This is a genomic window from Salinisphaera sp., assembly GCF_002729955.1.
GTDB lineage: Bacteria > Pseudomonadota > Gammaproteobacteria > Nevskiales > Salinisphaeraceae > Salinisphaera.
On the sequence record NZ_PBYA01000033.1, the window covers coordinates 1 to 12,821 of the forward strand.

Annotated in this window: 14 protein-coding genes; 8 read left to right on the top strand and 6 right to left on the bottom strand. The window is 63.7% G+C overall.

The window, feature by feature from the left end; all coding sequences use genetic code 11:
- The first annotated feature begins 377 nt into the window (after window positions 1-377).
- The 5 genes from CMN27_RS09955 to CMN27_RS09975 all read left to right on the top strand — a co-directional run bounded on the left by CMN27_RS09955 (window position 378) and on the right by CMN27_RS09975 (window position 3,246).
- Window positions 378-1,001: a methylthioribulose 1-phosphate dehydratase gene (locus tag CMN27_RS09955; RefSeq protein WP_293626054.1), complete on the top strand. Its 624-nt coding sequence runs from the start codon at window positions 378-380 to the stop codon at window positions 999-1,001.
- Window positions 998-1,744, top strand: coding sequence for an acireductone synthase (gene mtnC, locus CMN27_RS09960; RefSeq protein WP_293626055.1), 747 nt, complete (start codon window positions 998-1,000; stop codon window positions 1,742-1,744). The genes CMN27_RS09955 and mtnC overlap by 4 nt, the downstream gene beginning before the upstream one ends.
- Window positions 1,745-1,802: 58 nt before the next feature.
- Entirely contained in the window at window positions 1,803-2,366 is a 564-nt protein-coding gene (locus CMN27_RS09965) for a cupin domain-containing protein (RefSeq protein WP_293626057.1), read from the top strand.
- Between the two features lie 52 nt (window positions 2,367-2,418).
- Window positions 2,419-2,778, top strand: coding sequence for a MerR family transcriptional regulator (locus CMN27_RS09970; RefSeq protein ID WP_293626058.1), 360 nt, complete (start codon window positions 2,419-2,421; stop codon window positions 2,776-2,778).
- A gap of 78 nt (window positions 2,779-2,856) precedes the next feature.
- On the top strand, window positions 2,857-3,246 hold the full coding sequence (locus tag CMN27_RS09975) for a nuclear transport factor 2 family protein (protein WP_293626059.1): 390 nt from the start codon (window positions 2,857-2,859) through the stop codon (window positions 3,244-3,246).
- 26 nt (window positions 3,247-3,272) lie between these two features.
- On the opposite strand, the gene mtnA is transcribed toward CMN27_RS09975, so the two are convergent.
- The 4 genes from mtnA to CMN27_RS09995 are packed head-to-tail and all read right to left on the bottom strand — an operon-like array spanning window position 3,273 to window position 7,526.
- Complete coding sequence (mtnA, locus tag CMN27_RS09980; RefSeq protein WP_293626061.1) at window positions 3,273-4,310, bottom strand: S-methyl-5-thioribose-1-phosphate isomerase; 1,038 nt, start codon at window positions 4,308-4,310, stop codon at window positions 3,273-3,275.
- Window positions 4,307-4,642, bottom strand: a complete 336-nt coding sequence (locus tag CMN27_RS09985) for an NIPSNAP family protein (RefSeq protein ID WP_293626062.1) — start codon at window positions 4,640-4,642, stop codon at window positions 4,307-4,309. The genes mtnA and CMN27_RS09985 overlap by 4 nt, the downstream gene beginning before the upstream one ends.
- 36 nt (window positions 4,643-4,678) lie before the next feature.
- Window positions 4,679-6,034 carry a phosphomannomutase gene (locus tag CMN27_RS09990; protein WP_293626063.1) on the bottom strand — a complete coding sequence of 452 codons (1,356 nt, stop codon included), beginning with the start codon at window positions 6,032-6,034 and terminating at the stop codon, window positions 4,679-4,681.
- 4 nt (window positions 6,035-6,038) lie between these two features.
- Window positions 6,039-7,526: a mannose-1-phosphate guanylyltransferase/mannose-6-phosphate isomerase gene (locus CMN27_RS09995; protein ID WP_293626065.1), complete on the bottom strand. Its 1,488-nt coding sequence runs from the start codon at window positions 7,524-7,526 to the stop codon at window positions 6,039-6,041.
- Between the two features lie 212 nt (window positions 7,527-7,738).
- Here CMN27_RS09995 and CMN27_RS10000 point away from each other — a divergent pair, with 212 nt between their 5' ends.
- Window positions 7,739-8,683, top strand: a complete 945-nt coding sequence (locus tag CMN27_RS10000) for a tetratricopeptide repeat protein (RefSeq protein ID WP_293626067.1) — start codon at window positions 7,739-7,741, stop codon at window positions 8,681-8,683.
- A 4-nt stretch (window positions 8,684-8,687) separates the two neighbouring features.
- Window positions 8,688-9,911, top strand: coding sequence for a L,D-transpeptidase family protein (locus tag CMN27_RS10005; RefSeq protein WP_293626069.1), 1,224 nt, complete (start codon window positions 8,688-8,690; stop codon window positions 9,909-9,911).
- Window positions 9,912-10,376: 465 nt separating this feature from the next.
- Here CMN27_RS10005 and CMN27_RS10010 read toward each other — a convergent pair whose 3' ends face one another.
- The gene (locus CMN27_RS10010; RefSeq protein ID WP_293626071.1) at window positions 10,377-11,021 is read right to left on the bottom strand and encodes a thiol:disulfide interchange protein DsbA/DsbL; all 645 of its coding nucleotides are present in this window, start codon (window positions 11,019-11,021) and stop codon (window positions 10,377-10,379) included.
- A gap of 39 nt (window positions 11,022-11,060) precedes the next feature.
- Window positions 11,061-11,966 carry a cytochrome c gene (locus CMN27_RS10015; RefSeq protein WP_293626072.1) on the bottom strand — a complete coding sequence of 302 codons (906 nt, stop codon included), beginning with the start codon at window positions 11,964-11,966 and terminating at the stop codon, window positions 11,061-11,063.
- A 175-nt stretch (window positions 11,967-12,141) separates the two neighbouring features.
- On the opposite strand from CMN27_RS10015, the gene yihA reads away from it, so the two are divergent.
- On the top strand, window positions 12,142-12,756 hold the full coding sequence (yihA, locus tag CMN27_RS10020; RefSeq protein ID WP_293626073.1) for a ribosome biogenesis GTP-binding protein YihA/YsxC: 615 nt from the start codon (window positions 12,142-12,144) through the stop codon (window positions 12,754-12,756).
- The last annotated feature ends 65 nt before the right edge of the window (window positions 12,757-12,821 follow it).

Sequence of the window (12,821 nt, forward strand, 5' to 3'; positions counted from 1 at the left end):
GCAAGACAGGGTGTCCTTTGCTTTGGTTACTTTCATTTGGACAAGCAAATGAAAGTCACTCGCGCAGCAGCGCGAAACCCCAAGCCAAAATTGACCCGCGCAGTTGATTCAGACAGCGACCGATTCGAACCACGCGTCGTTCAGCACCCAAGACTCTGTCGAACCGCTGGTTTCGCGCTGGCGCGTTCTTGTCGGCTTAAAGCCGGTGAAACGCACTAGCACGGCAGTGCAAAACCCCAGATCCAAATTCATCGCTTCCATTAGCTCAGAACGCGAGAAAGCGCGAGCACTGCGTTAATCGGCGTGGCCCGCCATTGGCGAGGCCGCAGCCACAGCGCTAGCATGCGCGACTGAACACACCGCAATAGCCTCGACGAATGGACGACGCCGCTACAACCGCTGCCGCACAAGCGCTCTGCGACACCGTGCGCTGGTTCGCGTCGCGCGGCTATTGCCCGGCCACCGGCGGCAACTTCTCGAGCCGACTCGATGACGAACACGTACTGATCACGGCCTCCGGCGTCGACAAGACCGCGCTGACGCCCGCCGAACTGCTGCCGATGACGATTCACGGCGAGCTGCTGGCCGAAGGCAAACCCTCGGCCGAAACCGGGCTGCATCTGGCCCTGTATCGGCGCGACCCGGCCATCGGCGCGGTTCTGCACGTGCATTCGATCGCCAATACCCTGCTCTCGCGTATCCATACGCCGCAGCGGCTGCGTTTCGAAGGCTATGAAATGCAAAAAAGCATTACCGGCAACATAACCCACGAGGCCACGCTCGATCTGCCCGTGCTCGATAACAGCCAGAACATGGAAACGCTGGCGGCGGCGCTCGAAGCGCGTTTCGACGAAGCCGCACCGGCGTTCGGCTTTCTGGTGCGCGGGCACGGCATCTATGCCTGGGGCGCGGATCTGGCCAGCGCACGCCGCCATCTGGAAGGCTGGGAATTTCTGCTCGCCTGCGAACTGCAGCGCCGACAACTGGAGAACACACGATGAGCGAATTCATGGGCGATCACGATCGGCTGCGCCTGGAAGAGCCGACGCCGGACGTACGCGCCGTCATCACCGATATCGAAGGCACGACCTCGGATATCGCCTTCGTGCACGACGTATTGTTTCCGTACGCGCGTGACTATCTGCCGCCGTTCGTACGGGCGCATTCCCAGGAGCCCGCGGTCACGGCCCTGATCGAAGACGTCCGCACCGAAGCCGAGGAACCCGGCGCCGATCTCGACCGGGTGATCACCATTCTCGAAAAATGGATGGACGAGGACCGCAAGGCCACGCCGCTCAAGACCCTGCAGGGTCTGGTGTGGGAGAAAGGCTATATCGACGGCGATTTCACCGGCCATGTCTATGACGACGCAGTGGCCACCCTGCAGGCCTGGGCCGACGATCGACGCGCGTTGTATGTGTATTCCTCGGGCTCGGTCGCGGCCCAGAAGCTGTTGTTCACCTACAGCGACCACGGCGATCTGAGCGATCTGTTTTCCGGCTATTTCGATACCCGCATCGGCGCCAAGAAGAAGATGCGTAGTTACAAGGCGATTGCCGCCGAACTGGGGGAACTGCCGGCCTCGCTGCTGTTCTTGTCCGACGTCGGCGAAGAGCTGGATGCGGCCGCCAACGCCGGCCTGCAGACCTGCTGGGTGGCCCGCGATGAAAACACCCAGGAAAAGGCTAGAATGAGCGAAAGACACCCGGTGGTGACGTCGTTCGAGGATATCGAACTGGTTTGAGCCGGGCCGCGCGCCGTGCGTCGTCCGCCAGCGCGCTACAGCGCACAGGAGTTGAACAATGAGCCGACTGACCGTCTATAACGAAAACGATACCCAGCAACCGCTGGTCGATACCGCCGACGCAGACAAGATCGCTGCCGAGCTGGAAAAGGTGGGCGTTCTCTTCGAACGCTGGCCGGCCGAGCACGAACTGCCGGCCGATGCCGACGCGGAGCAGATCGGCGAAGCCTACGCGAGCGATATCGAACGCCTGCAGGCCCAGTTCGGCTATGCCACCTGGGACGTGATCGGCCTGCACCCCGAACATCCGCAGAAAGATGCCATGCGGGCCAAGTTTCTCGACGAGCACACGCATAGCGAAGACGAAGTCCGATTCTTCGTGGATGGCGCCGGGCTTTTCACCCTGCATATCGGCGATCGCGTCTATGCCACGCTCTGTGAAGCCGACGACCTGATCAGCGTGCCGGCCGGCACGCCGCACTGGTTCGACATGGGCGACAAGCCGCATTTCAAGGTGATCCGCCTGTTCAACAACCAGGAAGGCTGGGTGGCCAACTTCACCGGCACGGATATCGCCAAGGACTTCCGCCCCGCCGGCGAACAGATGCTGGGTCAGGACTGACCGGCCATGGGTGCCGCCGGGCCGCGGCGGCGCCGTTTTCGAAGGCTGCGTCTTGAACATCGGCGAATTCGCGGCCCGTAGTGGCGTGTCGGCCGATACGTTGCGCTACTACGAAAAGATCGGCGTGCTGCGCCAGATCGCGCGCAATGCCAGCGGGCATCGGGTGTTCGATAAAGGCGATCTGGACTGGATTGCGTTCGTGACCCGGCTCAAGGACACGGGCATGCCGCTGGCCGGGATTCGCGAGTATGCACGGCTGCGCCATCAGGGCGCGGCCACCGCGGCACGCCGCCGGGCGCTGCTCGAAGACCACGCCGCGGCACTCGAACAGCGACTGGCCCGGGCACAGGATAGTTTGAGCCTCATCCGCGCCAAGATCGCCTGGTACCAGGGCCAGGAAGAACCGCTCTAACCCTCTTCAGCACCTGCTTGACCTGGAGTTCACTCCAAGTCGTACCGTGATTCTCTGCAAGCCTTTAGGAGAATCATCATGTCCCACCCCGTTCGCCAGTTCTTTGCCTGTGTGGCCAACGCCGATATCGACGGCGCGCTGATGCAGGTTCATGACGAGGCCGTCTTCGAAGCCCAGGGCCCGCAGACGGTGCCGATCTACGGGGTCTTTCACGGGCCGAGCGGTGCGCGCACATTCCTGTCCATACTGGCCGAACTATTCGAGACGGAGGCGTTCGAGTTCTACCACTGGGCTGAAAACGACGACATCGTGTTCGCCCACGGGCGCATGCGTCACCGCGTACGGCGCAGCGATCGTATTTTCGAATGCGAATGGGCGCTGGTCTGCCGGATCGCCGACGGCCGGATCATCGGCTACAAGATGTTCGAGGACACAGCCGCTCTCGCCGCGGCATACCACGCCGGTTGAGCCACCAGGGCGTTATCGCAGGCGCGTTACCCGACCGCGGCCCCACCGAACTGGAACACGCCGGCCTCGACCTCGACCCGATCGAAGACACCGGTATCCAGAATCCAGTGATCGATCAGTGCGGCCGGCGTGACGTCGAAGGCCGGGTTGGCCACGGTGGCATTCACCGGTGCCCAGGCCAACTCGCCGGCCGCGCCGGTCACGCCGCGTACTTCGGCCGCGTTTCGCTGTTCGATGGGTATTCGGGCGCCGGTGGCACAGCCGGAGTCGACCGTGGTGTGCGGTGCGACCACCGCAAACGGGATATCGTGATAGTCGGCCAGTACCGCGAGCCCGTAGGTGCCGATCTTGTTGGCGAAATCGCCGTTCGCGGCGATGCGATCGGCGCCGACCAGCACCCGATCGACTTCGCCCGCGGCCATGAAGCTGGCGGCCATGCTGTCGGTGATCAGCCGGTAGTCGATGCCCAGCTCGCCGAGTTCCCAGGCAGTCAGGCGCCCGCCCTGCAACAACGGCCGTGTCTCGTCGACCCAGACGAAAATACCAGGGTCGCGCTCGTGGGCGCGCCGGATCACACCCAGCGCCGTGCCGATCCCGGCCGTGGCCAGGCCGCCGGTATTGCAGTGGGTGAGAATACGCTCGCCGGGGCCGACCAAGGCCGCGCCGTGGTCGGCCATGGCGTCGCACAGCGCACGATCATCATCGAACAGGGCTTCGGCGCTGACGACGACGTCCGTACGCCAATCGTCGGCTTCGAGAGCCATCGCCAGTGCATCCATCGCATGCATGAGGTTCACCGCGGTCGGCCGGGCCTCGCGCAGACGCGCGATCGCCTGGCGCACGGTATCGCGATCATCGCCCGCTTCCACGCGTACCGCGACCAGCAGCGCGGCGGCAATGGCGATCATCGGCGCGCCGCGGGTTCGCAGCGCATGAATCGCCTCGACCAGGGTGGCGACATCATCGACCGCGAACCAGTCCTGCACGTGCGGCAGGCGCGACTGGTCCAGCAGCATCAACCGGCCGCTGCGTACGCGCAGGGCCAGACAATCACGATCTTTCATACAACGAATGTGTCGTCGGTGGATGGGCCATCGAATACCGGGCGCATGAAGCTGCGTTCGTAGCGCCGGATACAGCCCGTACGCCGGGCATAGGCAAAGGCGGCCTGACAGTCGGCATCGGCGGCGGCGCGCTCGCGATAGGTTTCGTAGTCGGCCAGGCTATCGAAGGTGAACAGGGCAATGGCGATATCGTTGGCGCCCTCGTGCGGCAGGAAATAACCGTGGTGGCGACCGCCGAAGCGCTCGACCAGCGGTATCCACAGGCGTGCATAGTGCTCGAACTCGCGCGTCTGGCGCGGGTCGATCTCGTAACGCAGATAGCAGGTCACCATTGCCGTGCTCCTATCGAGAACGAATCACGGGCGAATTCAATGCCGACCGAGCCGTTCAAGCAGTTCGTCGGTCTTGGCCCGCATGAGTTCGATATCCCCGCGCGCCTCGACGTTGAGCCGTACCACCGGCTCGGTGTTGGACTTGCGCAGATTGAAGCGCCAGTCGCCAAAATCCATCGACAGGCCGTCGACGTGTTCGACCGCTTGCGCGGTGGCGCCGTAATGCGACTCCAGGTCGGCGAGCGCGGCATCGGGGTCGCCGATTTCGCGGTTGATCTCGCCCGAGGCCGGGAAAGCGGCAATGCGCTCTTCGACCAGCGTCGACAACGGCTTGCCGGTTTCCGAGATCAACTGAGCCAGGACCAGCCAGGGCAGGTGGCCATTGTCGGCATAGGAGAAATCGCGGAAATAATGATGCGCGCTCATTTCGCCGCCATACAGGGCATCGACGTCGCGCATGGTCTGTTTCATGAACGAATGGCCGGATTTCGACTGCACCGGCGTGCCGCCGTTCTCCTTCACCTGGGCCAGGGTGTTCCAGGTCAGGCGCGGGTCATGGACGATCGCCTGGCCGGGGTTCATCTTGAGCAGCATTTCGGCGATCAGCCCGACGATGTAATAGCCTTCGATGAATTCGCCGCGCTCGTCGAAGAAAAAGCAGCGGTCGAAGTCGCCGTCCCAGGCCACGCCGAAGTCGGCTTTGTGCTCGCGTACGGCCGTGGCCGTGGCGTCACGGTTTTCCGGCAGCAGCGGGTTGGGAATGCCGTTGGGCAGATGACCGTCCGGCTCGAAATGCAGGCGCACGATATCGAAGGGCAGATGCCCTTCCAGCGCGGCTGCGACCAGTCCGGCACAGCCGTTGCCGGGATTGGCCACGATCTTGAGCGGCTTCATCTGCTCGGGCTTGACCTGATCGAGCAGAAAACGGACATAGTCGTCGCGCTGGTCCAGCGGCCTGCGTTCGCCGGTGTGCGCCGAATCGGCAAAGTCGTTGTCGTAGGCCCGCTTTTCGATATCGAACAGGCCGGTATCGCTCGAGATCGGGCGCGCCTGTTCGCGCACGAACTTCAAGCCGTTGTAGTCCTTGGGGTTATGGCTGGCGGTCACCATGATGCCGCCGTCCGCGTGCTGGGAGAAGGTGCCGTAATACACCTCTTCGGTGCCGCACAGTCCGATATCCAGCACATCGGCGCCGCCCGCGGTCAGCCCGTCGATGAGCGCATCGGCCAGCTCTTCGCTGGACAGACGCATGTCGCGACCCACCACGACCGTCTTCGCGCCCAGTTCTGCCACGAAGGCACGTCCGATACGCCGGGCCAGCCCGGCATCCAGCTCGTCCGGCACCTTGGCACGTACGTCATAGGCCTTGAAGAACGGATAATACTGGCCCATCGGGTCACTCCTTGGTTGGGTGCAGGGTGGAATCGGCGGCCGCCGCCGTGCCTGGGACCGTGCTCCGGTCCGACGGTTCATTGTCGCTACGGCCATAGACGTCGTCGAATCTTACGATATCGTCTTCGCCGAGATAGCTGCCCGACTGCACCTCGATCAGGTCCAGATCGACCTTGCCCGGGTTTTCCAGGCGATGCACGGCGCCCAGCGGGATGAAGGTGGATTCGTTTTCGGTAAGCAGGCTTTCACGCCCGTCGCAGGTGATCTTGGCGGTGCCGTGGACCACGATCCAGTGTTCCGCGCGATGATGATGCTTCTGCAACGACAGCCGGCCGCCCGGCGTCACGCGGATATGCTTGACCTGAAAACGCTCGCCCACGGCGATCTGTTCATAACTGCCCCAGGGCCGGTAGGCCTTGCGATAGGCCGTGGCCTCGTCTCGACCGCTTTTCACCAGACGCGTGACGAGCTCGCGAATGCGTTGTTCGCTGTCGCGATCGGCCACCAGCACCGCATCCGCCGTTTCAATGACGATGGTGTCGCGCAGGCCAATCGTGGCAAGCAGGCGATCCTGGCTATGCAGGATGCAGCCCTGGCTGTCTTCGGTGACGACATCGCCCCGCACGCTGTTGCCGTCTGCGTCGGCGCCCACGGCGTCGGCGACGGCCGACCAGCTGCCCAGATCACTCCAGCCGGCGTCGAGCTCGACCATCACCGCATCGTCGGCGCCCTCCATTACCGCATAGTCGATCGATTTCGACGGGCTGTCGTCGAACGCGTCCTCGTCCAGGCGCAGAAAGTCGATATCGACATGGGCCCGGGCATGGGCGGCCCTGGCCGCGGCATGAATCGCCGGGGCCTGGCGCGCCAGAGACGCCAGGTAGTCGCCGGCCCTGAACAGGAACATGCCGCTGTTCCAGTAGTAGTCCGGATCTTCGAGATAGACGGCCGCACGGGCCCGGTCGGGTTTTTCCACGAAGGTCTGTACGCGCCGTACGCCGTCGTCCAGGGGCTCGCCGGCCTGGATATAGCCAAATCCGGGCTCGGGTCGATCCGGGCGTACACCGAACAGCGTCATCCCGCCGCGCGCGGCGCGCGCACGCGCGCGTCCCACCGCCTGCTCGAAGGCCTGGGCGTCGGCAACGGCATGGTCGGTCGGCATGACCAGCAGTTCCGCGTCGTCTCCGTGATCGGCGAGCGCCTGAAACGCCGCCGCGGCAACCGCGGGCGCGGTATCGCGGCGCGAGGGTTCCAGCATGACCTGGCCCGGCATCCCGCTGGCCCGCAGCTGCTCGGCCATGACGAAGCGGTGTTCGACGTTGCCGATCAACAGCGCTGGACCCACATCGGCTAGCCGCGCCGCGCGCGCCAGCGTCTGTTCAAGTAGGCTGGCCTCGCCGTTAAGTGCAAGGAACTGTTTCGGCCGGCTTTCGCGCGACAACGGCCACAATCGGGTACCGATGCCGCCTGCAAGCAAAACGGGAATCAGCATCAGGTTTCTCCAGGTGCGCCGTAATAGTAAGGAAGGAGCGCGGCGCCTTCAGGGGTGCCGCAGGTTTTATAACAAAAATGATGCGTTAGCCGCGCGCGATGCAAGCGCGGGCGCGGCGTCTAGTATAATTTCTTGAAGTCGAGACCACGACCGGGCGAATCGTACGCCGGCGTGCGCTCTTACGCTTCTCAGCAGGACAGGACGATGCACTCGTGACACGACGCATAGCGACAAAGCCGTTCGCGGCCCTGCTGGGCGCGCTGCTTTTCGTGTCCACGGCGGCCACGGCGGTCACGCTCGACGAGCTCCAGCACGAAATCGATACCGGCAAGTTCGATGCCGCAGCGCGCCTGTCCCAGACCTATCTCGAAACCCATCCCGGCAATCGCGATGCGCGCTTCATGCATGCGCGCGCGCTGGCCGGCCAGGGGCATGTCGAGAAAGCGATCGCCGAGTACGAAAAACTCGCGGCGGATTATCCCCTGCGTGTGGAGCCTGCCAACAACCTGGCCGTGCTCTATGCCGACCAGGGCGAATATGACAAGGCCCGCAAGTGGCTGGAAAAGGCGCTGGCCACACAGCCGGCCTATGCGACCGCCCATCGCAACCTGGGCGATGTGTATACCGCCCTGGCCGAACTGGCCTATCGCAAGGCGCTGGGCACCGACGACGATGACACCAAGCTACCGCTGACCATGCTCGATCGTCTATATTATGCGCAGGAGTCGGTCGCGCCGGGGAATGCGCCGACGCCGGCGCCCGCGAAGCGGCCCGCGACGCCGAATTCCAATAGCGATACGATCAGCGATCAGGCCAGCCGCAGCATCATCCAGACCGTGCGTGCCTGGGCGCAGGCATGGTCGGCGCAGGATTTCGACGCCTACACCGATTTCTATGCGGATGAGTACGATCCGGGGGACGGCATGACTCGGCAGGAATGGCTCGAATTACGCCAGGCACGCCTGAACAAGCCCGAGGATATTCATATCCGTATCGAGGACCCCTCGATCACGCGGCTGGCCAATGGCGCGGTTCAGGTCGATTTCACCCAGGAATACGAATCGCCCCGCTATAGCGACCGGGTCGACAAGCAGATGGTGCTCACCCGCACCCCGGCGGGCTGGCGCATCCTGCGCGAAACCACGGGGACGAACTAGCGTCATGTCGGTGCGCCAAGCCATCCATAGCTTTTTGTTGATCGCCTGCTACCTGATGCTAGCGGCAAGCGCGTTCGCGGCCGGTACCGAAACCCAGGCGGCGCGCAGCGGCGGCAAGGTGCACTCCAGCGCCGAGGCCCAGCTGCTGGCCGTGCTCAATCTGGCCCAGAAAGGCGACTACGATAGCGCCATCAACGATCTGTCGGATCTGATCGAGGCACGGCCGAACTTTCGCCTTGCCCAACTCGTTTACGGCGAACTCATGGTGGCGCGCACCGGGCGTAGTATCGACCCGGCAATCAGCGAAAAGATGCGCGACCAGCGCGATGCCCTGCTCGACGAGGCCAAGAGCCGCTGGGCACACCGCGTGTCGGCAGCCACCGACGGGAAGGTGCCGGACGTGATACTGCAGCTGTCGCCCGAGTACGACAACGTGGTCGTGGTCGACCTGTCGAACAACCGACTCTATCTGTTCGACAACGAACAGGGCGTGCCCCGGCTCGTGTCCGACTTCTATACCACCATCGGTCGCGGCGGCGCGGGCAAGCAGGTCGAGGGCGATATGCGCACGCCGATCGGCATCTATCACATCACCCGCTATATCGACGACAACAAGCTGCCCGAACTCTATGGCGTGGGCGCACTCCCGGTGAACTACCCCAACGCCCTCGATCGGCTGCACGGGCGCACCGGCTACGGTATCTGGCTGCACGGCGTGCCGCGCACCACCTATTCACGCACGCCGCGTGCCAGCGAAGGCTGCGTGGTGATCGCCAACGACGACTTCGAGTCGATTCGCGAGCAGGTGACCATCGGCAAGACGCCCGTGATCATGACCACCGGCCTGAACTGGGTATCGGCGGCCGAGGTCGAGCAGCAGCGCACCGCGATGCTGTCGACGATCGAATCCTGGCGGCACAGCTGGCAGGCGATCGATACCAAATCGTATCTCGCCTATTACGCGCCCAGCTTTGTCAGCGACAAGGGGCTCGACAAGAAAGACTTCGCGATCGAGAAGAAGCGCATCAACGCCACCAAGACGAAAATCGAGGTGGATTTGAGCGATATCACCATCATGCGCTATCCCGGCGAGGATCGAATGATGAAGGTGATGTTCAATCAGGCCTACACCAGCAACAACTACCACGCCGAAGACCGCAAGGTGCAGTACTGGCAGCAAAGCGACGACGGCGACTGGCAGATCGTGCTGGAAACCGAACAGGATTGAGTCGCGGGTAGGGTCGACCCGCAGCACGCGGTGGCTGGATGAAATCGCGGTTCGCAGCTGTCACGGCGTTGTCGCAATGAGGCTGCGCACTGGCCGCGCTGGCTGATCGCCTAACCACCCCCCCTGCCCGGGTCGTCGAGCGGCGTTCCACACGCGTGAACGCGCCGTGATCGCCCTGTCTTCAAACGATGGTGATGGTCAAAGTCGGCGCCTACCGGGCCATTCATGCAACGGTACGCGGCCAAGCCGCACCCTGCTCGCGTTTGGCATCCGTGTTTCGCCGGGCCTGGGGTCCTACCGCCGTGCGTGGGCGTCCTTGGGCGGCCCTGACTCACCCGCGCCTTTACCAACGCGGTACGCAGTAGCGGGCAGGCAGCCGGCAGGCGTCCACTTCAGGAAAGGCCGTTGGTGGCAGTGGATTGGTGGTGTTCGCGGCTATGGCGGCCGCAGGCGGGCATGCCGGGGTTACGGACGCGCGCTACGCTGCTGGCTGATCAGATAATCCGCGACCTCGAGCATACGGTCGTTGCTGCCGGCAGTGCGCCCGGTCACGTAATAGCGCCCTGCCACCGTAATGCTCGGCGTGGCTGTCACCGGGAAAGCCTGCATGGCCTGGGCAGCTTGGCGCACTTTCTGCGTGATCTCGTCGCTTTCATAGACTTCGGCAAAGCGATCGCCATCGACGCCCTGGTCGACCATGAAATCGCGCATGGCGGACTCGCTGAGCAGCCGCCGGCCCTGCTCATGAATTGCGGCAAAGATCTTGTCGTGCACCTGTTCCAGCACGCCGAGCTTTTCGGCGGTGTAATACAGACGCGCATAGGGCTCGCCGCCGGCACTGAAAAGTACGGGTACGCGCGAAAATTCGACGTCGTCGCCCAACTGGTCGCGCCAGGTCTCGAGATCGGCCTCGAGGTGATAGCAGTGCGGACAGCTATAGAGGAAGAACTCGGTGACGTGGATCTTGCCGTCATCGGGCTGGTCGATCGGCTGCTTGGCGGCAAGATAATGCTCGCCTTCCACATAGCGCGAAATCATCAGCCCCTGCGCGTGGACCATCCCCACGATCAATAGCAGGACCACGCCCGTTGCAATGCGCCACGTCTTCATTCGTGCCCGACCTCTCTCAGGCGCAGCCGAACCCAATCGTTACTGCGCGTCGCTGTCGTCTTCGCTGGCCGCGGCGGCATCTTCGCCCGCATCGTCGGCCTCGTTGTTCTCTGCGCTGGCGGCCTCATCGCCAGCGGCCGCGCCGGCTTCCTGCTTGGCTGCTGCGTCAGCGTCCTGCGATTGCTGTTCGCTGGCGTCAACGGCCTCGGGCGAGGCTTCGCTTTCCGCGTCGTCACCGGTCTCAGCCTGGCCTGCCGCAGCGCCCGCCGGGCCGCCGGCATGCTGCATCAACGCGCCGTGGCCGCCGCCTTTCTTCTCGCCGGTCGCCGGCTGCAGCCCGGCCACATAGGAGGCCAGCGCCTGGATATCTTCATCGCTGAGATTCTCGGCGACGCCATTCATGATGGTGGCATTGCGATAACCCGAACGGTCACCGCTGCGATAGGCCTTGAGCTGGGTGGCGATGTACTGCGGGGACTGGCCCGACAGACGCGGGAACTTCGCCGCTTCATTGCCGAGCCCGCTTGGGCCGTGGCAACCGGAGCAGGCCGGTACCGCATTCTCTGCGTCGCCGGCGTGATAGAGCATGGCGCCGGCAGGCGCGATCGACACATCGGCAGCGCCCGGGCGGGTCTGCTGGGACGCGTAATAAGCGGCGAGGTTTTTCATGTCCTCTTCGCTCAGACCCGCGGCCTGGCCGGCCATGATGGCGTTCTGGCGCTCGCCGGACTTGAACAGCTTGAGCTGTTCATAGATGTAGGGCGCGCCCTGGCCGGCAAGCTTGGGAAACTGGGCCGACTCCATGTTGCCCTGCGGGCCATGACAGGCCGCACACTGGGCAGAACGAGTCTTGCCGGCCTCGATGTCACCGTCCACCAACGGCTCGGCGGCGACGGCCCCGGCACAGATCATCAAGCCGAACAACACAAAAAGGCGCTTGGTCATGTCGTAGTCGTCTCCGACGCAAAACGGCAGCACAATGGCGCTATCCGAACTCTATCGGATTCTGGCTGCCCACTGGATATAGTCTTTTATTGTATACCACCCGCTGCGTACGCCACAGTCTTGCGCGCAGCTACGGCTGACTTTCTCTTACCCGTTCTCTTCCGGTTCGTCCTTCATGACAAGCATTACGCCCGCCGATTTCAAAGCGATGCGCTTTGTGTGCTCGGCACCCAATCCGCGCGCCTTCCCGGAGCCGGCCGGCGCGGAAATCGCCTTTGCCGGCCGCTCCAATGCCGGCAAGTCCAGCGCGCTCAACGCGCTGTGCGAGCGGACCGGGCTTGCACGCACCAGCAAGACGCCCGGCCGCACCCAGGCCATCAACTTCTTCACCAGCGATCAGCTGCGCTTCGCCGACCTGCCGGGCTACGGTTTCGCCAAGGTGCCGCCGGCGGTCAAGGCCGCCTGGCAGGCGCTCATCGAGGGCTATCTGGCCACCCGCACAACCCTGGCCGGGGTGGTGCTCATCATGGACGCGCGCCGCCCGCTCATGGAGTTCGACCGCCAGTTGATTGACTGGGGGGAGGCCCAGGGCCTGGGCTTTCATCTGCTGCTGACCAAGGCCGACAAGCTGTCGCGCAACCAGCAGGTCAATACTCTGCGCCAGGTCGAACGCGACATGCCCGATGCCAGCGTACAGCTGTTTTCATCCACCAAGCGCCAAGGCATCGACGAGGCCCGAGCCGCCATCGCGGCCTTTGCCAACGGTGCCAATGAGCAGCGCGTCGATTAGCGAACTATATGCAAATGCGAATCATTCTCATGTATGCTCGAAGCACATCCTTCAGGAGGGCTGAC

Coding starts and splice junctions, on each gene's coding strand:
- CMN27_RS09990 (WP_293626063.1), bottom strand. CDS start 6,034: ATGGGCCAGTATTATCCGTTCTTCAAGGCCTATGACGTACGTGCCAAG.
- yihA (WP_293626073.1), top strand. CDS start 12,142: ATGACAAGCATTACGCCCGCCGATTTCAAAGCGATGCGCTTTGTGTGC.
- CMN27_RS09985 (WP_293626062.1), bottom strand. CDS start 4,642: ATGGTGACCTGCTATCTGCGTTACGAGATCGACCCGCGCCAGACGCGC.
- CMN27_RS09975 (WP_293626059.1), top strand. CDS start 2,857: ATGTCCCACCCCGTTCGCCAGTTCTTTGCCTGTGTGGCCAACGCCGAT.
- CMN27_RS10015 (WP_293626072.1), bottom strand. CDS start 11,966: ATGACCAAGCGCCTTTTTGTGTTGTTCGGCTTGATGATCTGTGCCGGG.
- mtnA (WP_293626061.1), bottom strand. CDS start 4,310: ATGAAAGATCGTGATTGTCTGGCCCTGCGCGTACGCAGCGGCCGGTTG.
- CMN27_RS10005 (WP_293626069.1), top strand. CDS start 8,688: ATGTCGGTGCGCCAAGCCATCCATAGCTTTTTGTTGATCGCCTGCTAC.
- CMN27_RS09965 (WP_293626057.1), top strand. CDS start 1,803: ATGAGCCGACTGACCGTCTATAACGAAAACGATACCCAGCAACCGCTG.
- mtnC (WP_293626055.1), top strand. CDS start 998: ATGAGCGAATTCATGGGCGATCACGATCGGCTGCGCCTGGAAGAGCCG.
- CMN27_RS09955 (WP_293626054.1), top strand. CDS start 378: ATGGACGACGCCGCTACAACCGCTGCCGCACAAGCGCTCTGCGACACC.
- CMN27_RS10010 (WP_293626071.1), bottom strand. CDS start 11,021: ATGAAGACGTGGCGCATTGCAACGGGCGTGGTCCTGCTATTGATCGTG.
- CMN27_RS09995 (WP_293626065.1), bottom strand. CDS start 7,526: ATGCTGATTCCCGTTTTGCTTGCAGGCGGCATCGGTACCCGATTGTGG.